Raw genomic sequence first — 20,900 nt, 5'->3', positions numbered from 1 at the left:
AACTTAGATGAAATCCCATATTGTTTTAGAACATATTTCTAAAAGCTATAAGATGCCCTACGGTCTTATTACCCCTTTGCAAGATATTTCAATTTCTATTGAAAAAGGAGAGAGGGTTGCCATTATGGGTCCCTCAGGTTCCGGAAAAACCACACTCTTAAGTCTTCTCGGGTGCCTTGAAAGGCCGACTGAAGGAAAGTACACTTTTAATGGCAGGTCGGTAGAAGGGTATTCAGAAAATGAAAGGAGCCATCTTCGTGGAAACGAGTTAGCTTTTATTTTCCAGGATTTTCAGCTCATTCATGAGATGACAGTTCTTGAAAATGTTCTTATGCCATTTAAATATAAAGATTGCTCTGAAGACAAAGAAAAAAAAGCTCTTATGGCTCTTGAAAAAGTTCAATTATCCCATCGGCTTAATCATTACCCGAATCAAATTTCCGGCGGAGAAATGCAAAGGGTGGCTTTTGCAAGAGCTATTGCGTCTAAACCTTCATTAATATTAGCGGATGAGCCGACAGGAAATCTGGATTCAAAAAATGCGGAAAGCATTTTAAAACTATTATTGAACGAAAAGGATGAATCCACAGTTATTTTTGTGACGCATGATGAAGAAATCGCTCATCGATTCCCAAGAATTATCAGACTCAAAGAAGGAAAGCTTGCAGCCGATGAAAAATTTTAAGTTGCTTATAGCTGAGTTTAAAGAAGCCTATAAGGGCCTTTTGAGGCATCGATTTCGAGCTATCTTAAGTACACTTGGGATCATACTCGGCTCGGCTTCTTTAATTGCTATGATTTCAATAGGGGAAGGGGCAAAAGAAAAAACGCTAAAATCTATTCAAAGCTTAGGGGTTGATAGCATACTTTTAAAAAATAAAGCTCAAACTGCAGAATCTAACCTAAAAAATTTTTCCTTAAATTATTCAGATTATCAAAATCTAAAAGATAATTTGCCATACACCCATTTTTCAGCCCTAAGGCAGAGAGAAGGCTCCATCCAAACTTTTGAAGGAGATAAGCACGTAAACGTTCTTGCGGTCACAGCAAGTTTTGGACCTATGCGTCATTTAAAGGTGGCTAAGGGTTTTTTCTTTAGCGAATGGAATGAAAAGCATAGCCATGCGGTTTGCGTTTTAGGTAAAAAAATTGCAAATCAGCTTGGAATGCAAGCACAAATAGGAAATCACATTCTAATAAGCGGGGCTCCTTTTGAAGTCCTTGGGATTTTGGAAGAGAGAAATTCCCTTGCATCCAAAGATCAACCGATCGAAACAAGAAACCTGGATACTTGTATTTTTATCCCTCTTGGGTCTGAAAGAATTCTTTCTTTGGAAAAGAGAAATCCTGATATTTCCCAAATAGACGAGATTCATTTGAAAGTTACGAATCTAAAAGCGCTTTCAGATATTTCACACTTAAGCATGCGGATTTTAAAAGAATCTCATGGAGGCAGTGAGGGGGTTGATATTTTGATTCCTATGGAACTTATGAGACAAGCTGAAGAATCTCAGCATACCTTTAATCTTGTGCTTGGCAGCGTAGCTGGCATGGCGCTATTAGTGGGGGGAGTTGGGATTATGAATATCTTGCTTGCGACTGTTTATGAAAGAACTCGTGAAATTGGAATTAGACGAGCTTTTGGAGCGACTCGAGCCGACATTGTGAAGCAGTTTTTATTTGAGTCTTTGCTTTTGACCTTAATTGGGGGAATAATTGGGATTCTTGCAGGAATTTTTCTGTCTTTCGGCATAGGATTTTTATCTTCATGGCCAACTATCGTCCCAATTTGGTCTTTATCTTTAGCGCTTGGAATGTCTTGCGGCATAGGTTTAATTGCGGGTCTTTATCCCGCAAATAAAGCAGCGAAAGTAGACCCTATGCAAGCTTTAAAAACATTTAATTTTTAAAAAAAAGATTGTGTTTTTAAAGCGTAAATTTAAAATTTTAATTTTATTACACCGAATGGTAAATATTAAGTTTACTTGTATTAATTGTTAATAAATGATAAATTTTACGAACAAATTATGATTATTTTGTTTTTTGTTTAATTCTCATAATTAGACCTAATTACATAAGTGAATAAAATGACTGTTAGCGCACAATACTTACCGGATTTTCAGACGACAGTGTATACACTGGCAGAACTTGAATCAAAAAGTGAATGCAGGTTTAAGAAAATCAAAGCTGAATTCGACTGTTTAAATTTTAGTGATAAGTTTTCAAAAGAACTTCCGCACCTTCAAAGAAAATTAACTCGAAAAGTTATCGCTTATAAAGGTCCTAAGGAAGAACTTTTTAGAAGAACTTTAGCAAGCTTGGCTGAGAAGCATCCTGATCAATTCGCTGAATATGACGCTAAAAGTGGTAATTTTGTTTTTAAAGCAGATCTTTCCAAAGACCTTGGTCTCGAAGACGGTCAATTTTTCGACCCAAAAGCTATACCAGGCTTTCAATTTATAGATCCAAAAGCGAATCCCGGCGAGCCAATTACGAATTTTGTTTTTGATGCAAGTGCTATCCCTGATACAATCGTAAAAGATACTTTAGCACCGGAAAAGCGAGCCAATTTCCGAGAGAATTTTCTTTTCTTCTTGGAAGTTTTACTCAAAATATTGAAAATAGCTGTACAGATTTTCAAACTTTGTAATGGAGTGGCAGATCTTGGCAACGCAGTTGCCGCTGCCTAAGCCCTGGAATTTGCAAGGTCAAATATAACATAACGTATATTATCAGACGTTATATAGACCTTGCGACCCTTTCACCCGCATTCTTTTGCCTCCCCCTGCCTTCTTAAGTTTCTGAATATTAATCATTTTTTATCTTGAACTCAGACTGAGCCGAGCTTTTTTAAATTTAACGTAGAAAATTTCTTTTTTGCTTGAAACGCTTCAGCTAACTGAATCTATTTCAATTATAGTTTCTACTTACCTTTTTTATCTGCAGTCACAAGCTTTGCAGTTTTTTTAAGCTTCTCGCATGATGGTTGATAAACGCTATTTTATGTCCTAATTGAAGACCATGCTTTTTGGGTTGAAGAAAATTCAAAGCTTCCCGCGTCTCTACCTCTCTTAGAAAGAAATTAAAATCACTTTAAGTCAGAACTTTAGGTAAAAGATAAGGATTGACACCTCAGAACATCCCTACTTCTTTTCGGAGAAGAAATGAAAAAGTCTTATTACAAAAATAATTTGGGTTAAAAGATGTCATTTTATCAAAACCTTGCAAAAAAAAGGATTGGCATAGGTATCTTGTTAATCCATCGCAAGAAGCATATTTCTTTAGTCGCATGGGACTCGGAATTTCCCCTGCTAGTGAGCTTATTTACACCCTATCTGATAATTTTCCAAGGATGGTAACAGAAGAGAATCTAGCTATGTTGGAACTTCTTTTAGCGAATGGCGCTGATCCGAATCTTCGGGATGTTGAGGGAAAGACCCCCTTGCAACTCCCCCAAAAGTGGGTCATCGAGCTCATCCAAAATTTATTTTGGAGGTAAATTAAAAGAGTTAGTCGATAAAGATGGGATGGCGATTCATAAGGTTTGGGGTCGTAATATATTTTACTTTTTGACCCTGGTTCGCTTCTCACTATAATAGAGAGGCTATTTAAAAATGAGTAATCCTTATAAGAAAAAATCTATGTTCCTCATCCTAGTCATTATAAGATCAAACTTAAATTTTTTTTCAAAAGATAAATTTTATCAAATGGCTCCACCCACCTTTTAAGGGCATTTTTTATAAAAAAAAATGAATAAATTATTTAAAATAATCTTTTTTTTAAATAAGGTTTCGTGCAAGAAATTCTTTTCTTAAATCTAAGGGGATTTTATGAACAAAACCAATTGCCTAAATACTTTTTTTAAAAAAAATTTAAAAGTTAACCAAGGAATAAAAACGTTTGCATTCCTAACTTTTATCTTTGGATGTTTTTCTTTGGCTTATGCTGATAATTCAAAAATTTTTATCCAATCAAAAGAAAAAATTAAAGGATTTGCGGGACTCGCCACAAAGAATAACGGTGAACTCTTATTAGCTGCGAATCCAAAAAATGTTAGGATCTTTGATCCGGATAATCAAGAATTCAAAGGTAATGACTTTAAACTTCCTTTCTATAGCTTTGCAGATGATATTGCGCTTATCCCAAAGGACAAAAACCGTAATATTCCGGGCGGATATGCCTTAACTTGTTTTTTAGATGGTAGAATTATTACTGTTCTAAATGACGGAAGCGTAATTGAATCCAATCAAGGGCAATTTTTTCCTATTCCCGAAACCGGAATTTTTCAAGCGGAATTTAACTTAGAACTTTTGGGCGTCAATCCAATCGCTTATCGTTCCAGCAATGACAGACTTTATGTTCAGTCGGCTTTTGATCCCACCAAATTATATAAACTAGACTGGAGAGGTTCTATCCCTGAAAGTATCTCATTAGATACGCCCGTCGGTTTAAATGCCTTCCAGTTTGGTCCCGATGACAAGCTCTATGCTCCCGATGTTGCCGGCAATAGAATCGTCAAAATCGATGTGGACACAGGCGCTGTAACTTCTGTTGTAGGTGATATACCCTCTCCTATTGCTGTTAAAGTTGATAGCCAAGGCATTTTGTATTTCATTTCTCGAACTACCGGCAATGTGTATAGATATAATCCAGGAACGAATGCTTTAACCGTTTTAGCCTCTGCTGAGCCGGCTTTAGACAATTTATCTCTAAATAAAGAAGAGACCAAGCTGTATGTCACAAACGATCAAAATAAGATTTTTGAAGTTGATATTGAAGACCAAACGAAAAAAATCTTATTCCGCTCGCCGATAGTACAACCTTGGGATTTAGCTTTTGATCCTGAAACGAAATCTCTTTATGTGGCAGATTTTGGATCGTTAAAACAATTTGATTCTCGCACCTCAAGCCTACAGCGCAAAGTCATTTTAGATGATGCAAATTCTGGTCTTGCAGGCTATGGAAGCGTAAGCGGCATCACTGTTGAAGAAGGTCCGAATGCCAAAATTGTCATTTCAGATGTTACAATCGGAAATATTTTTGCTATCAATAAAAATGATTTTACCTCTTATGACTTTTTCAATGGTTTTGAAACAGGCCTTTTTGGAAAACAACCTTTTTCTTCCGTCCGTATTACAGGTGGAACTCCTGAAGAATTTTACCTAGTGGCGAATGCAGTCGACGGCACGATCGTAAAACTTTATCACACCAATACAGGGGCAGTGAATGAAACCTACTTTTCAGGTCTTCGTTCACCTGTAAAACTAAAGATTTATAATGGGTATCTGTATGTCGTTGAAGCCGGTTTACTCAATCAAGGTGTTCCAAATTCGGGAAGGATAAGCCGCATTTCGCTTGCAAACCAAACTCAAGAGATTTTAGTTGAGAACTTAGACAATCCCCAAGGGTTGGATATAATCAATGATAAACTTGTTATAGTGGAAGCCGGGAGCAAAAAACTTATAAGCGCTTCTGCAATAACTCCAGGAAATGCAAGCGTAATAAAAAATGATCTTAAGCTTAGTGAAGAAATTATTATTTCATCCTTTAACCCAATACCCATCAATCCGTTTGTTGGAGTCGCTGTAGATACGAATGGCAAGAGAATTTTTGTCAATCAAACAAAGCCTAATAACATCCTTCTTTTAAAAAGACAAACCCCTCTCTAAAACCTTTAGCAGTTCCTCAATCGGGGAACTGCTGTCTATCTTTCAAGACACGAAGGAAGACTGTAAGAGCCGGCTTTGAAACAAGATCTTTCCCATAGCTTTGCATGAAAAAAATCTTTAGCTAAATTGGCAATCAATCGTCAGGTTTCCGATCTTCTCGCTTGGTTGACTATCCCTCCTGATAGACTTTTTCCCCCCTATTGATGGATATAAATATAATACCCTCCCCTTCAAATTTCCAAATTACGACAAAAAAAAGCGGCTTTAGGCTTGGTCTTTCAAAGAAGCGTAAACTTGGAAAAAATTTTTACTTGCAGGGTAAAATTTCGTCAAACCAACTATAAAAGTAATACTGGCAAGGGGTATGTTTAGAAAAAAGGGTATCAAGATAATCGGTTTGTTTTTCAAAAATTTATATTATGTATTTCAGATGTCCTCCCAATTTGCAGGGTGTTAGATGAATATCGGCAAAAGCTACATTGACATTGTTTTTAATAGCGATACTCATTTTCGAATCGTGTCCCTTGATTTCGTTAGAAAAAAACAGGTTCTCCCTATTTTAGAAAGAATTGAGAGGGTCTTAAAAGACGGAATGGACTATATAAGAGAAACTCATGACCCTTCTTTTGATTTTTTGACAAAAGATTTAAGGGAAACTCTTTTAGAAAAAGCGATTGAATTACGAAATAGTTATCTAGGAAAAAAAATCAGGTTATCGAGTAATAAAGTTAGAGCTGTCACAAATAGAATCCTCTATTTAGTTCACCCCCTTAATTCCTTTAATCTGCCTGTTGAAATAAATTTACACATTCTAGCTAACCTTTCGATTAAAAGCCTCGCAGCCTTCGCTTTAGTAAATCGCGAGTCAAAAATATTCGCTTACGAAGTTCTTTCGAAAAGAGCCATCACTTACGGATATGTAGAAAATGAAGAAAGCAGGGAAGCTGAAAAAATTAGTTATCTCAGAGAGTTTTTTAAGCAATTGAGAAGCTTTTGCGAGAGATTTTCAACTGAAAGCTTTTCAAGAAATTTTGTTTATTATGACAAAAAGAAAAAGAAAATTAACTTAATAGAAACTTCAAATTGTTTAAAATTTATAAATTCATCTGATTTTGTTCATGTAGTTGCATTAAGGGATTTTTATCTTAATAATTACAAATTTTTGGAAAATTTTTTACTATCTTCATTTAATAAGCGGCCTCTCAAGCATCGTAAGTTTGATTGTATTTCTTCGGCGATGTACTTAGCTTCAGAGTATAATAACAAAGAAGTGCTTTCTCTTTTTCTAAAAGAAAAAGATCAGAATTTGAATAGATATTCAACTATTTCTGCTGACGGTTGGACGCCCCTTCATGTTGCTGCTTATCATGGGCATGTAGATATCGTGAAAATTCTTCTTGATAACGGGGCTAAGGTAAATTTACATACTCAAAGATATCACAAAAGCGCTTTACAACTGGCTTGCGAGCCTATAAATTCCGAGCCTGCCTTTCCGATATCCAGTGAAAGATGGGCTATCATTAAATTGCTATTAGAAAACGGGGCAAACCCTAATTGGACAGATGCTTCAGGCTTTAGTCCTATGCAGTATGCAGATTTAATGAATAAATGGGAATTAACCGAGCTTTTTACAATCTATTCAAAGTAAGTTTTAGAGAAAGTAGATTGCTCTACCTTCTCTAAAAAGTGGATTTAATTTTCTTTCTCGAAATTTTTATCATGCTTTATAACTTTTATGAAAAAATTAAAAGTTCTTTTTAATCGGTTGGCTTTTCTTTCATTAGTTACAGGACCATTTGTTTCTTTTTCAGCGGAATCAGAATCTGCTTCCTCAGGCTTAGGAACTATTTCAAGAAATCTTTGACTTCCCGATCTCTTATTTCTGATTTTAAATTCTATAGTCTGGCCACTGACTGTTGCTTTACTTATGGAAAGCCCGGAAGAGGCCAACTTTTCAGTTAAAGCAAGGGTTTGCTCAGGAGCGCAGCTTGCTCTTCTCTTATACCGTCTGCCGATTAATTTGTAGGATCTTCCTTTGGCTTCCCCTTCACTTGCATAGCCTTTCTCAACCTCACTGCTTTCAATGTAAACGCCCTTTTCATTTAGTTCCAAAATCCTTTTAGGCAGTTCTTTTTCCGAAACTCCTTCGTAGGTTTCAATGATGCTTTCTGTTGTTAATCCAGGAACGTACATACTTTCTCTCCTTTTTATAGATATTTTTATTAATTAAAAAAGAAAGTTAATGTTTTTTAATTTAAAATAAAACAATAAATTGATTAATTTAGTTGTTTTTTTAAAAAAATTAATAAAAATTAAAAAAAAGAGGGAAATTTTTTCCGGCTTTTTAGGTATAGACCCTTTTAAAAATCTGCCTAACAAAGTAACTAATTTTGTTAGAGTTTTTTATAGACCTTGGGCTTTTGCCTTCGCCTAAGTCAAAATATTCTTCTTTCGATTCATTTATTAAGGAAAAATTTCTATCTGTTAATGGCTGAAAATTCTGACTCTCTTCAGCTTCATCTTTTCTAGTTTCGATGAAGGAGCTAGTTCTCCAATAAATCTTCCATTCACTTTTTTCCTCATGAATATCCACAGGCTCAGCACGGGTCACGTAGGCGTTATTTTCATTTAAATCATTGATTTGTCTCTCTAAGTCTTTATAGGGAACTACTACCTTGTTGGAACCAATTACACTTGACATCGCTTCACCTCGTTTTGTAAAGATTATGAAGCTATTTATTTATCATGAAGCCAAGTTAATAAGGTAGGTTTGTTTTTTTGAAGAAATAAGAGAAGCGTAAAATTTTACAGATTCTACGCCCCCTTAAAGAGAGAAAATTATTTAGAAAAAAGCTTTGTTCTAATGGTATTTGCTATTTTCTTAAATTTATTGTGCGATTCATTTTGTTCTAGAGGTTGATGCTCCCCTTGAATCTCCGTTTCTTCATTTAGAGTAGCGGGCCTTACCCTTAAGAGAACGCGGTCATTCCCTTTTTCTGTTTTGCTCGAAACAATATAATTCATCGATCTTAAAGTCGTCACAATACCCTCAACTTCATTGGGCGTGCAAAAGATCCTTTCTTTTATTTTACGAAGCTTAAGCTCGTACAATTTGGCTTCATTTGGCTTGCTTCCTGACTCTATGTAATAGCCTTTGCTATTGAAGATACCAAGAACTTCAGAAAGCTCTGCTTCCGTACAAGTTTCTGTCCTATGTTCATAAATGGAAGTCATTTTTATTCTCCTTTTATTTTGCCTGTTTAGGTAGCAATTTGGAGAGAATACTCTTGAAGTTTTTGTGTTCTTTTTTTTGTTCTAAAGTAGAAGGTTCAATTTCCTCGCTCTTTCTTCTTTCTTTTAGGGTTTTTGTCTTAAGGTGGTGGCAAGAAGATGCTCTTCCTAAAGTTTGGCTATTGCTATTTTGCTCTCTTTGTCTTCTTAGCTCGCTTGTTGAAATGCGCTTTACCTTTAGAGTTAAGGTGCTATCCTTGTTTTTGACGATCTCATTCACCTGAAATTTTGAAATCGCTAAAACCGATTCAAGAGGACCCAACTCTTCTTCATCGCAAGTAATTTCAGTGAGGGGTGTTGTAACTTCAAGAACATAATTTTCTTTCGTTGAATCCAGGTTTCCTTTTTTGACATAACCTCCCAGGGATTCACTTTTACGAATCTCTTTTTCAAGCTCAGTTTTTGGAATAGTAAGAATTTCTGTCTTATATAAACTGCCAGGAGAAATATTCATAAGTCTCCTCTAATTAATATTTATAACTTAAGCTTTTATAAGCTTATAACTTCCTTTTATCAAATTAAAATTTAAAAAAACAAGGTTTTTTTATTTTTTTATACCTTTTTTAATTATAAGAGAAAGAAAAGGTAATTTTTGTTTTTTAAAAATACATTTTTAAAAATTTTACTTATGACTACCCAAAAAAGTCTATGACAAGGCATGATGCAAATTAGTTTTCATTTGGTTTTTTCATGAAAGTGAGTTCTTTTTTTTCATCAGTCCCTTTCTTCCGGGTCTTTACTCGAGCCCTTAAGGGTTTCATTAATGATGGCTGCTCTTTAAAAGCTGCTGCTTTGACCTACTACACCATGTTTTCTTTAGTCCCCGTTGCGGCGGTACTTTTTGGACTTGCTAAAGGATTTGGGTTGGAAGAGATTTTTGTTAATAGCTTAAAAGAGCTTCTCCAAGATCATCAAGAGATTGCAACTAAAGTCATTGAGTATGTAAATCACGCTCTTGACCACGCAAAAGGTGGCTTAATTGCAGGTTTAGGAGTCCTACTTTTATTTTGGGCAGTTTACATGCTTTTAATGAGTATAGAGCAAGCCTTTAACGAGATTTGGAAGACTTCTTCCCAAAGAACCTTCTTTAGAATGCTAAGTGATTATTTGGCAGTAGTCATTATATGCCCTATCTTGCTCTTGGTATCAAGTAGCCTTTCTTTATACCTAACTTCAACCTTATCTGAATTTGCAACAAAAACCGGGACAAGCGAGTATGTGAATCCCTTCATTAAGGTTTGGCTCCATCTCACCCCGCTTTTGTCAAGCTGGCTTTTATTCACATTTCTCTATTTGTTTATCCCGAATAAAACCGTACACATTCGTTATGCTTTGTCGGCAGGTATTCTTGCCGGATCGGCTTTTCAACTGCTCCAATACGCCTTCATTAAACTCCAACTCTGGTTTGCAAGTTATGGGGCGATTTATGGTAGTTTTGCCGTCTTTCCTTTATTTCTAATTTGGATGCAGTTTAGCTGGTGGATTGCTCTTTTTGGCGCCGAGGTTTGCTACCATGCTTCTTTAGATAAAAAGGAAAGCGCTCACCTAAAGCTTTTAAATGATAAAACTCTCACTGTAAAAAGAGGCGTTCTTGCTCTTTTTTTAATGTCCGAGTCCATAAAAAAATCGCTTGCTGAAAGCCCGCCCCCCACTTTACTTGAGTTTTCCAAAATGACAGGGGTCCCGTATGAGGAATTAAAGAAGACCATGGATGATTTAAAAAATGCGGCTCTTGTTTGGGAAACTGGAAATAATTCTGATGAGACTAGCTATAATATAGCTAAAAGCATGGATCGAATTAAAATTTCGCATGTCTTATTCGCAACCGGAGAATCTTCAAAAGATGAAATAAAGATGGCCTATTCGAAGGATCTTTTCAAGATCACGGAAATCGTCCAGCAATTTAAAGAGGCTCTAAGCCAGGAAGAAACAAATTATTCCCTCTATGAGTTAGCGGAGCTTCTTCCTAAAGGGAATAATGGCAATTATCAAGAAAAGAGCCAGGTTGAAAATGAGCCTGCGATATAGCTAATCAGAATAATCAAGCTTAAGTTCTTAAAATACCAAGAAAAGCTGACTCTTTCTAAGGACATAAGAGCAATTCCCGGGGCTGAACCGATGACAAGCAAACTTCCCCCGACACCTACTGAATACGCAATCATGTTCCAAAGTGCATGATTGATCGGGTAATCTTCAAGAGGGAACATACGTATTGTGGCAGCAACTAGCGGAACGTTATCAACGACTGCCGATAAAACCCCAAGAAGGCTTGCAAAAATTGCATGCGAGGGAATCATCTTCTGTAAGAAAACTGCTGACTCTTTGAGAATCTCAAGAGATTCAAGGGCATCGACAGCAAGAAGAATCCCTAAGAAAAAAAGGACTGTTGAAATATCGATCCTCTTAAAGGAAGCCATCATTCTTAAGTTTGAACTTTCTTTATCATTATGATGTAAAAAGTCGGTCATCGCCCAAAGGATTCCAACGCCTAAAAGCATGCCCATAAAAGGGGGCAAATTGAAAAAGCTCTTAAGAGCCGGCACGGCAATTAACGCAGTAAGACCGCTGATTAAAATAAGAAAAGAACCTTTTGTTTTCGGAGCTTCCCCTTCTTCGTTTGGCTTTAACTTAAAGTCGCTTGGGAGTTTTCTATAAACAAGGAAGCCTGTCACTATCATGGTAATGATACAAGGGATAAAAAGAGTTTTAATAATCTCAAAAGAAGATATGCAATCTCCAATCCAAAGCATTGTGGTTGTGATGTCTCCAATCGGGGTCCAAGCCCCCCCCGCATTCACAATCGGCACAAGAGCGGCAGAGAGGATTAACCGATTTTCCTTTTCCGGGATAATCTTTTTAAGAAGTGAAATCATTACGATAATAGTCGTAAGATTATCTAAAACAGATGAAAGGAAGAATCCTGATAGAATAATTAGCCAAAAGGTAAGAAGCTTTGAAGGAAAACAGATCTTTTTGCTGATGATTTCAAACCCTTTATGGGCCTCGATCAAGTCGACAATTAACATCGCCCCGAGAAGAAAAAAAACAACTTGGCTGATATCGCTTAGGTGTTCTTGAAGATGAGAGGCTTTAATAGCGAAATCCCCGGATCCTAGGGCAAAGTAAAAAAGCCAGCATAAAATACCGGTTATCAAGGCTGTTGCAGCCTTATCTATTCTTAGTTTGTGTTCAAAAATGATGCCCAAATAGCCGGTAATAAAGGTAGATGCCGCTAAAAACATATTTCTCTCTTAATTTAATTATTTATTAGTTAATGTCATTGTTAAATAGTAACAAATATTACACCAAAAATAAATAAAAAACTTGCTTTTGTAAAAAATGATGCATTTTTATTAAAAAAACTGTCTTTTTTCCTTTTTTCTATTGTTTTTGCTTTACTCACTTGAATTTGATCATTTATAATCAATGAATTATGTTTTTTTTGAATTTGAACATTAGACTTCTTTCGAAACTCCATTCAATTGTTAAAATAGCTGTTTTTGGCATCTTTTTTCCTAAATTTTTCATGCATAGGTCATCCTATGCTTTCAAAATTTATCAAAAAATTTGCATAAAACTAGCCCGCTCTTCCAATCAAAGCGAGTTTCGAAAGAAGTCTATTAAAAAAAGAAATTCCTGAGTGATTTTTTAGAAATTTAAAATTTAAAAAAGAGTTCTTTTTCAAAGATTTTTAGGTATGAATTTTTAGCTGAGTTGGCTTAAGCTTAACTGCAAAATTTAAACTTAAAAATTACTCGGCTCGAGCCTTTATCTGTTTATAAAGGCCCAATTTTTAGGTCATTTAAAAAATCTGTAGTGCGGCGGTTTACATGAATAAAAACTCTTCGGTCTCTAAGGGCATCGCGAAGAAAGTGATTTTTTCCCTTCTTGGCTTTTTTGTCCTTTTAGTCCTGCTTCTTCCGACCCTGGCATCCACTGATGCAGGTAAGAGAATAATTTTTGATTCTATAAAAAATCACTATCATTTGCCTGGCAGATTCGATGCTAAGACATTAAATTTATCTTGGCTTGGGCCTCAGAAACTTGAAGGGTTCCGGTGGCGAAACGACCACGAGACACTGCTTTCTTTAGATAATGCATCTCTTAATGCCTCTCTTATAAAAATTTTAAGAAGGGATTTCGGGTTTCAGGAAGCCAATATAGAAAACCTTAATGTCGATTTAACAAGCATTGTAAAAGAGAAGAGCCTCAATATTGGAGACTTCCCAAAGCTTTTCGATGTGAACTTGAATCTAAAGGAACGAAATCAAAAGTATTTGGTCAATGTTCAGGGAAATACAAGTTATGGAAATAAAGATGGCCGGATTGATTTTAATGGAGAGATAGACCCTAAATTTTTAAATGAAACCTCTAGGATTATTGGTAAACTTGAAAACTTCCCGGTCCTTTTCCTCGATAATTTTGTTTCCCTGAGAAATAGGGATTTTAATGGGCTGATAACCGAGGCTTTAGGACAAACTATTAATGCTGAAATTAATGGAAACGGAAAACAGACAGAAGTTTTAGTTAAAACGGATCGGGGCAATGGAAGGTTTGCTCTCTCTTTTTCAGATAATGGAGTATCTCTAAAAGAAAATAGTTACATTAAAACAAAGCTCACTCCTAAATTTTTTGAGATCCTTTTAAGCAAAAAAGGGGTTCTTTCCGAGATCAAATTATCAAGGCCCACCTCCCTTGATGTGAATTTAGATTACTTGTTTTATCCCTGGAAAGAGGGCAAGGATAATGAACTGATCCAGGTTAAAGGAAACTTTAATGTAGGACCTTTTGAAATTCAAGAAAGTTCAAAACTTGCTAAAATTGAAATCAATGCCTTGAACGGCAAAGTTCAAACCGTACAAGATTCCAGTGAAATGAGTTTTCAACTTCAAGGACAAGGATTTCAAAATAAAAAAGAAATTAAGTTGTTTGTCGATGCTGAAGTTGAAAAATCAGACAGTCTATCTTCTTTAATCAATAATCTTAGACAGAATGCAAAATTTCGCCTTGAAACCACCTCTCTTCCCTTAAGCCTATTCAATGGAGTTCCTAAGTGGGATTTGATCTCTTCTTTTCTTGGGAGTGTGGTTAACTTAAAAACCACACTTGATTTAAAAGAAGGAAAGGGAGAAGCCACTCTTTCTCTTGCTTCCGATAAGGTGTTTTTAGAACCTATTCTTTTAAATTTAAGTCAGACCCAAGTGACTTTAAAGGAACCTTTCCGTTTTGGTTTTAATTTGCTGCCGGAAACGCTTAAAAAACTTGGTGCCACACCGATTGTTCTTAAGGAAGCCCTTCCGATCGAGGGGGAAGTTCAAAAGTTTGATGTCTCTATTTTAAAAGATGCTGATCTTTTTGAAGCGATCTCTAGATCCGAAATAAAAATGCAAATAGCCTCTTCTAAAAAAAGCACTTTATCTATTCAAGACGAGTTAATCGATATTGAAGGTTTCATTGCAAATATTCACCAAAGACAAAATGGGAAAGCGGATGTACAAGCTCAAGTTTATATCGAGCCTCAAGAAGGGAGCACCCTTTCTTATATTTTGGATAAAAAAAGCCGGTTCAACCTTGTCGGTACACTTAAAAATCTCTACACCGATCAAAAGAGCTTTAAGCTAAATACTCATCTTGAAAATTCCCTTTTAGAATCGGGACTAGCTTTAGAAATTTCTGCAAAAGGCATCGAGATCCATTCCCCTTCTTTTGCAAACTATAAACTTACTGAAAAAACTTTTAAAAATTTTGGCGGCACTTATGGAGAGATGATTTCTCTTCAAGAGCCAACTCTTTTGCAATTTGTTTTATCTCCTTTAAATGAAAAAATCAACTTTGAGAACCCTCATTTTATAGGAAAATTAAATGTCGATACCATTCGCCTTAAATCCTTAAAAAACCAATTTGCCTTAAAAGATATTACAATTCCGGTTGAAGTTTCATCTCGTGATAAAAAAATTAAGTTCGGCTTTCAGTTTAGCGGCAAAACAAGCTTTGAAAATCTCATTAGTGAAGGGGTTTTTAGCGGAAGGGCAAGCTTTAAAGCTTTAGAAAATCTCGATAAGCCCCTTATTGAGATGGAGCCTAAATTACAATTGTATGTTGAGAATGCTCCCCCGGAAATTTTAACCGGTCTAAGCCCCTTACTTACTTCTTTTATCAATGGTCCATTAGAGCTTCAAGTCAACTTTGAAATGCCTGAAAAAGACAATGGCCTTTTCCTCATTAAATCAAATTCTAAGGACTTTAATTTAAATCTTTCCGTAAGGCTTGAAGACACGATCAAGCTCTATGATGATGCCGACAGTTTTATCAGAATTACTCTTGATAATGACAAAATTCAAGCCTTGGCTCAATTTTTACAAAGCGACGAGCTAAAAGCTTTTTCTCTTGCCTCGGGTGCTGATCTAAAAATCCATCTAAAGAAATTTGAGCTTCCAAAAAGAGGCTTTTTAACCTCCGGATTTTTAAATGAACTTGGCAAAGCAAATCTTGCGCTTCTTATCGGTGTTGATAATCTTTATGTGAGAAATGAAAAAACTTTAGGCGAAGCTCACGTTTCTGAATTTAGAACCTCTATTTTTGGGAACGAGCTTGGTAAAAGAATGGATCTCGAATCTCATTTAAAAGTGAAAGATAAGCCGCTTTTTTTACGCGGATCGATTGAAAATTTATTTAACGGCAAGCAAATCGATTTAGGCAATTCTCATATCGTTTTAAATTTAGATAGCCATAATTTTCCAAATGAGGTGTTAAATCTAATTCCGAGCGATTCTATTCCTTACGGCTCTTTTGTGAAAGGCCTTTTCGGTGAGGAAACAAAAGCTTCCCTTGGGGTGGATGTCAAAAGCTTAACCGGCCCGATCCGCCTAAATTTAGAGGGCGGGAATGGTTTTTTTATTTTAGATGGGGCCTTAAACCAGGGTTATTTAACTTTAAAGTCACCTTTACGCCTTTCATTTAAGCCAAACCGCTTTCTTTCTGAAAATATATTAAGCCGTTTTTCAGAAACGCTCGGAAAATTAGAGCCTTCCCAGGAAGCAATAGAGCTTGTAGTCGATTCGGGAGGATTTTCTCTCCCTCTTTCTTCAAACCTTCGCGCTATTAAAATCCAAAAGGGGTCGCTTAGTATTCAACGACAATCCTTTAAAAACTCACCTGACCTTCAAACGCTACTTGGCTTATTTAAAAATGCGTCTGAAAATAATGTTTCCATTTGGCTAACTCCCCTTTATTTTTCTTTAAATGACGGCGTTGCAACCCTATATCGATTTGATCTTCTTTTAAACGACCGCTTTCACTTAGCGTCATGGGGAAGAGTCAATCTCATAGATAACAAATCGGATATGATTATTGGAATTACAGAAGGCGCTTTAAGAGAAGCTTTTGGGATTACTGATTTGTCAACTGACTTTATGGTGCAAATTCCACTTAAAGGTCACTTTTCCAACCTAAAGTTGGAAAAGAAAAAAGCGGCAGCTAAAATAAGTTCACTTGTTGCTCAATCGCAAGGGCCGCAAGGGATGATACTCGGAACTTTCCTTGATCTTGCAAGCGGTAATGACCCAACTCCCCCAAAGCCTACCACTTACCCATTCCCTTGGGGTGGAGAAATTCAAACTCAAGCTGAAAGGGAACCGGCTGTTTTTGATTTGAAGCCCGTAGAGAAACAAATCGAAAAAGGAGTTGAGAAGATCGAGAAAGGGGCTAAAAAACTTTTCCGCAAGATTTTCCAATAACTTCTTCGAAACTCGCTTTGATTGGAAGAATGGGCTGGTTTTATGCAAATTTTTTGATAAAATTGACTTCATAGAATTTGGAAAGTAGTCTAAGCTTAAGCTGCAAGCTCTCCTGTTTCCTCATAGTTTTTACTAAAATGAAGAAGAAGGGCCGTCGCCGCCAAGAAAAAGCCGCCGCCGAGACAAAGAACACTTTCCGAGCCGAAAGCTTGGCAAAAAAAACTGCCGAGAGCCGGGGCAAAGAGACCTCGAATACCAACTGTCACGACATTTACTGCCGTATAAGGCGAGCTATCCGCCTTCTTTGAAAAGATGGGACCTGAAAGATTCCAGGATAATTCAGAGCCTGCTTGCATAGCTCCATAACCTACATAAGCTGCGAAGACAAAAAGAAAATTCCACTTAGCAAGAATCAGGAAAACAGGGAAAAGACAGGCAAGCGCTGTGACACTTGCGCTAAACTTAAAGATATCCATCTTTTGCATGCGTGCTGCCCATAAAGGGGATGAGAGGGCATAAGAAATCCCTTTGCAAACAGAAAGCGCAAGAGCAAGCTCGACATAAGACATCCCGAGCCCATCCACAAAAAAGATAGGGAGAGCAGGCTGCATAAGCATAAGGCCTGTACCCATGACCATAAAACCAATTTGAAAAAGTAAAAAATCCCTTTTCTTCGAGAGGATCTCAAAAGATTTCTTCCAGGGTCCTAGCAGATAGGATAGAAAAGATTTACGAGTTCTTTCTCTAGACTCCCCTGTACTTACTACTTTTATTTTTATAATTAAGGGAAGAGATGAAAGGGAAATAAGGGCGCTTAAGGGAAAAATCCATTTCCAGGCTTGGGGAGATCCATCGAGAATCCAGCCAAGAGCGAGCGGTAAAATTCCTCCGCCTAAGTATCCAATTGAAGACCCATAAGCAAACGTTTTTTTGCAATCCACATCGGTGAGGTTGCGTTTTAAAATTTCCATCCAGGCGGGCAAAGCCCCGACAGCAAGACACATGTAGATGGCAGACGCGATGACAAGAAGCCAGGAGCTTTGGAAAAAAGGGACAAGAAAAAATAGGGTGCTCCCTAAACATTTAGCTAGAATAATGTTTGTTTTTAGAAGTTTTGGTCTTCCATGGACCATCGAACTCCAGTAGGAAGAAAAAAGAGAGACAATCGGCTTGATGGCGATGAATACGGCAAGTTGAAAGACGGAAGCTTTAAAGTCTTTTAGAAGAATGAAAGGAAGCATGTTGAAGATCGCCCAAAGAGGCGTATCAAGAACCCTTGCCCAGAAATAGCTAATGCTTGCCTGGTCATTTGAGCGGTATAAAGAAAAGTTCGTCATGACTCCATACTCTATAAAACGCAAATTATATCTTGAAAGATCTTAATTGAAAATCTTTTAAAAGAGGTCTTAAGAGAAGCCCTCTTACCTACGGAATGTTGACTTTAATTATAAAAATAATATTATTGAAACGATTTTTAACTAATTTCTCATAAACTTAAAAGAAATCAAAAATAAGACATTATTCATTTGATTACGAGTGGAAATAAACTGCTGCTATTCCAAGCTTATAGGTATGAATCCATCAATTATTTGGCGATTGCTTCAACGTGACAATCGAAATTAAGGAATATCCATGAAATTCGACCTTAATAAATCTCTTCAGGACTTAGAAAATTCAGATTGGGGAGAACCTAAAAGTGATTCTTCTCTGGAAAATAAGTGTCTCCAACTTCGTCGGGTTCCTCTAATGGATTTAAAAGGAAGCGACTTGTTGCGTCTGATTTCCCAAGATATTGGGATTGAATATTTAATTCCACTAGCAATAGAACTTTTGCGTGTTGATCCCTTAGCCGATCGTGATGTTTATCCGGGTAGCCTTTTAGGGGCTCTTCTTGAAGCTTCCTACAAATATTGGGATAAAAACCCAAATTTGCGGGAAGAGGTTGAAAAGATGTACAATAAAATTCTCATAAATGAAAAAAATGATGAGGATATTAGAAAAGATGTTGTAAGAGAATTGAAAAAATCCCATCTAACTTTTGCAGAATTTGGGCGCTACGCCAGTTTACTCTGGGATAATATTCAAGTAAAACAAACCTGTAACTCTTGCGCTGTAAAAATACTTGCTGTCATTGCGAGTAAGCAGTCCATTATTTTGGAAGATTTAACTTCACTGATATCATTCCCCATTTCGGAAAAAATGATTGAGTTTTTACTAAAGAATAAATTCATTACCTATGATTACGAAGGATCATACCCGGCGGATCGTTTTTTTAGGCTATCAAAGGACTTTAGAGAACAACTTGGTTTAACAAGAAGGAAGAAAGGCTAAAAGAGATGATTAATAACAGCTTACTTCATCCCTTCTAGTTTTTGAAAAAAGAGGTCCTTTCAGAACTTCTTTGGTTTTAGTAAACGCTATGAATGAACAACCCCGATCTCTTGCAAAATATTCTCAGATCCTTCCAATGTGGCTTCAAAAATATCTCTGCCTGTCTTTTTTAAATAGGTTTTGATAAGCCAATACCCTACAGCATAGCCAGCTCCGTGAGGCAAGCCCGTTTTAGGATAATTAAATACATCTGCCATCGCATCCCCAAATAAATAGCTGCTCGCTTTTTGAAAACCTTTTTCTGCCATATGAGGCAAAATAATATCTCCTGCCTTTAAGAGTTCTTCTTCCGATAATCCAATCGTTTGAGGTCCAATATATTTCTCACTGTATAACTCTGCTGCAAAAGCCTCCGCCATTCCTTCATCGAGAAGATATTTACCAACAGAGATATTCATATCTTTAGGCCATGGTTCTATCAGGAAGCGTATATTGTGATGAAACTCATGGACCACAAGAGCTTCCAGGCATTTTAGGACATAATCTGTCGGAGAAAGAATTATAATAATAAAGCCAGGTATGCCACCAAAACCGATAAATCCGTGATTTAGGTTTTCAAGAATGAAATTTTTCCCGTCACTTACAAATACCCCTACATGAAGAGTATCAGGAAAACGAAAGCCTCCCTTTTCTTTAAAAGCTATAAGGGCTTTCTCTAATGCAGCCTGGATTCTATCGATTATCTTTCCTTCTAGGAGAGCATCTATAGAATTTTCGTAAAAGCTCCTCTTTGTGTTGATATCACACGCTCCCATAGCAACAAAGTCGATGGGTGCTATTTGCGTCATAGGTTGAAAAGTTGACACAACGCGTCCCTGCCAGAGCGCTTGTCGCTCCTCTAAGTCAAGCTCTTTGACTTCATCCAAAATAGCTAGTGTATTACAAATTTCTATTTTCACATTTCCTCCTATTTAATGAGTTCTTTTGCAGCAAATATTTGAATTGCCGCTGAAATAAATTCCGGCATTTGCAGGTGGTAAGCTTTGTAGGCCTCACCAAGATTGCTATCTGCAATGAACTTACCATGGCCAGAGTAAGACTCTTTCGTAGGTGTCCAAAATTGAGTTAGCCATTGATAATGCCGGCGAATAACAGCTTGCACCTCTTTCGCATCAGGCTTTATGTTTTTTTTCATCATTTCGGCCAATTCAGTGCAAATCTCGGCAAATTCCTTACGAGATTTTTCCCACTCAGGCTTACCCCAATTTTTTACTTTTTGATGGCTTTCCTCAATCAGAACCTTCCCTTCTTCTCCAAAGCGTTCAATAATTTGTTTTTCATACTCTTTTTGCTTTTCTTTGCTAAAGCCATGATATATTTCTGAATCCTTCATTTTTTTCTCTCCTGATAAATGGTTAATTGTCTTGTCGATAGTTTTTATTAATTCTTTTGTTCTTTCTATGTTGGTTTGTAAGATTTTTCTATGAGAATGAAGGGCTGCGACTTGGTCGAATTTTCCTTTTACTAAGATTTTTTGAATTTTTTTTAGCTCGAATCCAAGCTCTCTAAAAAAAAGGATCTGCTGAAGCTGCAGCATCTCCTTTTCTTCATAATAGCGATATCCGTTGGCCTCGGTATAGGCCGGCTTAAGCAAACCAATCTCATCATAATAGTGAAGGGTTCGAACACTCACCCCCGATATTTTTGCTAATTTTTTAACTGTGTAAGCCATAGTTCTCCTTCTTAAAAGGTAATGGCTAACATTATAAACTATGACGTTACGTGATAGTCAATAGGGTTTTTTTTATTATTATCGGTTTACTTTAGGACAGGGCTTTGGTTAGAATGAAAGAAACCAAATAATGTTGAGACA

Annotated in this window: 17 protein-coding genes; 9 read left to right on the top strand and 8 right to left on the bottom strand. The window is 36.6% G+C overall.

The features are described from left to right. Positions 1–7 precede the first annotated feature (7 nt). The 6 genes from CSEC_RS04150 (at position 8) to CSEC_RS04125 (ending at position 7,317) form a co-directional block, all read left to right on the top strand. Positions 8–685 (top strand): ABC transporter ATP-binding protein, encoded by a 678-nt coding sequence (locus CSEC_RS04150; RefSeq protein WP_041017098.1) that lies wholly within the window; start codon positions 8–10, stop codon positions 683–685. After that, positions 672–1,910: an ABC transporter permease gene (locus tag CSEC_RS04145; RefSeq protein WP_041017097.1), complete on the top strand. Its 1,239-nt coding sequence runs from the start codon at positions 672–674 to the stop codon at positions 1,908–1,910. The genes CSEC_RS04150 and CSEC_RS04145 overlap by 14 nt, the downstream gene beginning before the upstream one ends. A gap of 177 nt (positions 1,911–2,087) precedes the next feature. Beyond that, the gene (locus CSEC_RS04140) at positions 2,088–2,690 is read left to right on the top strand and encodes a hypothetical protein (protein WP_041017096.1); all 603 of its coding nucleotides are present in this window, start codon (positions 2,088–2,090) and stop codon (positions 2,688–2,690) included. Positions 2,691–3,289: 599 nt separating this feature from the next. After that, the gene (locus CSEC_RS04135; RefSeq protein WP_041017095.1) at positions 3,290–3,499 is read left to right on the top strand and encodes an ankyrin repeat domain-containing protein; all 210 of its coding nucleotides are present in this window, start codon (positions 3,290–3,292) and stop codon (positions 3,497–3,499) included. Between the two features lie 331 nt (positions 3,500–3,830). Continuing rightward, the gene (locus CSEC_RS04130; RefSeq protein WP_041017094.1) at positions 3,831–5,669 is read left to right on the top strand and encodes an NHL repeat-containing protein; all 1,839 of its coding nucleotides are present in this window, start codon (positions 3,831–3,833) and stop codon (positions 5,667–5,669) included. A 457-nt stretch (positions 5,670–6,126) separates the two neighbouring features. Further along, positions 6,127–7,317 (top strand): ankyrin repeat domain-containing protein, encoded by a 1,191-nt coding sequence (locus CSEC_RS04125; RefSeq protein WP_041017093.1) that lies wholly within the window; start codon positions 6,127–6,129, stop codon positions 7,315–7,317. Positions 7,318–7,361: 44 nt separating this feature from the next. On the opposite strand, the gene CSEC_RS04120 is transcribed toward CSEC_RS04125, so the two are convergent. The 4 genes from CSEC_RS04120 to CSEC_RS04105 form a co-directional block, all read right to left on the bottom strand. Then, on the bottom strand, positions 7,362–7,862 hold the full coding sequence (locus tag CSEC_RS04120; protein WP_041017092.1) for a hypothetical protein: 501 nt from the start codon (positions 7,860–7,862) through the stop codon (positions 7,362–7,364). Between the two features lie 151 nt (positions 7,863–8,013). Beyond that, the gene (locus CSEC_RS04115) at positions 8,014–8,370 is read right to left on the bottom strand and encodes a hypothetical protein (RefSeq protein WP_041017091.1); all 357 of its coding nucleotides are present in this window, start codon (positions 8,368–8,370) and stop codon (positions 8,014–8,016) included. 137 nt (positions 8,371–8,507) lie between these two features. Continuing rightward, positions 8,508–8,903 (bottom strand): hypothetical protein, encoded by a 396-nt coding sequence (locus tag CSEC_RS04110; RefSeq protein ID WP_041017090.1) that lies wholly within the window; start codon positions 8,901–8,903, stop codon positions 8,508–8,510. A 13-nt stretch (positions 8,904–8,916) separates the two neighbouring features. Continuing rightward, on the bottom strand, positions 8,917–9,414 hold the full coding sequence (locus tag CSEC_RS04105; RefSeq protein ID WP_041017089.1) for a hypothetical protein: 498 nt from the start codon (positions 9,412–9,414) through the stop codon (positions 8,917–8,919). 236 nt (positions 9,415–9,650) lie between these two features. Between CSEC_RS04105 and CSEC_RS12590 the strand changes: the two genes are divergently transcribed. Next, entirely contained in the window at positions 9,651–10,988 is a 1,338-nt protein-coding gene (locus CSEC_RS12590; protein WP_053331757.1) for a YihY/virulence factor BrkB family protein, read from the top strand. Here the strand turns inward: CSEC_RS12590 and nhaD are convergent. After that, positions 10,949–12,202: a sodium:proton antiporter NhaD gene (gene nhaD, locus CSEC_RS04095; protein WP_041017088.1), complete on the bottom strand. Its 1,254-nt coding sequence runs from the start codon at positions 12,200–12,202 to the stop codon at positions 10,949–10,951. The two genes, CSEC_RS12590 and nhaD, sit on opposite strands and share 40 nt — an antisense overlap. A gap of 588 nt (positions 12,203–12,790) precedes the next feature. Between nhaD and CSEC_RS04085 the strand changes: the two genes are divergently transcribed. Further along, positions 12,791–16,696, top strand: coding sequence for a hypothetical protein (locus CSEC_RS04085; RefSeq protein ID WP_041017086.1), 3,906 nt, complete (start codon positions 12,791–12,793; stop codon positions 16,694–16,696). Between the two features lie 95 nt (positions 16,697–16,791). Here CSEC_RS04085 and CSEC_RS04080 read toward each other — a convergent pair whose 3' ends face one another. Next, positions 16,792–18,033: an MFS transporter gene (locus CSEC_RS04080; protein ID WP_053331756.1), complete on the bottom strand. Its 1,242-nt coding sequence runs from the start codon at positions 18,031–18,033 to the stop codon at positions 16,792–16,794. A gap of 295 nt (positions 18,034–18,328) precedes the next feature. On the opposite strand from CSEC_RS04080, the gene CSEC_RS12585 reads away from it, so the two are divergent. Beyond that, positions 18,329–19,027, top strand: coding sequence for a contact-dependent growth inhibition system immunity protein (locus CSEC_RS12585; RefSeq protein WP_053331755.1), 699 nt, complete (start codon positions 18,329–18,331; stop codon positions 19,025–19,027). An 86-nt stretch (positions 19,028–19,113) separates the two neighbouring features. Here CSEC_RS12585 and CSEC_RS12580 read toward each other — a convergent pair whose 3' ends face one another. Next, positions 19,114–19,986 carry a DUF2268 domain-containing putative Zn-dependent protease gene (locus CSEC_RS12580; RefSeq protein ID WP_053331754.1) on the bottom strand — a complete coding sequence of 291 codons (873 nt, stop codon included), beginning with the start codon at positions 19,984–19,986 and terminating at the stop codon, positions 19,114–19,116. A gap of 8 nt (positions 19,987–19,994) precedes the next feature. Beyond that, positions 19,995–20,759 carry a MerR family transcriptional regulator gene (locus tag CSEC_RS04065; RefSeq protein WP_041017085.1) on the bottom strand — a complete coding sequence of 255 codons (765 nt, stop codon included), beginning with the start codon at positions 20,757–20,759 and terminating at the stop codon, positions 19,995–19,997. Between the last annotated feature and the right edge of the window lie 141 nt (positions 20,760–20,900).

Origin of the sequence: Criblamydia sequanensis CRIB-18 (assembly GCF_000750955.1) — a bacterium.
In the GTDB taxonomy this organism is placed as follows: domain Bacteria; phylum Chlamydiota; class Chlamydiia; order Chlamydiales; family Criblamydiaceae; genus Criblamydia; species Criblamydia sequanensis.
The sequence above is the reverse complement of the archived record's forward strand: the minus strand, read 5'-3'. Positions and strand labels throughout refer to the sequence as shown.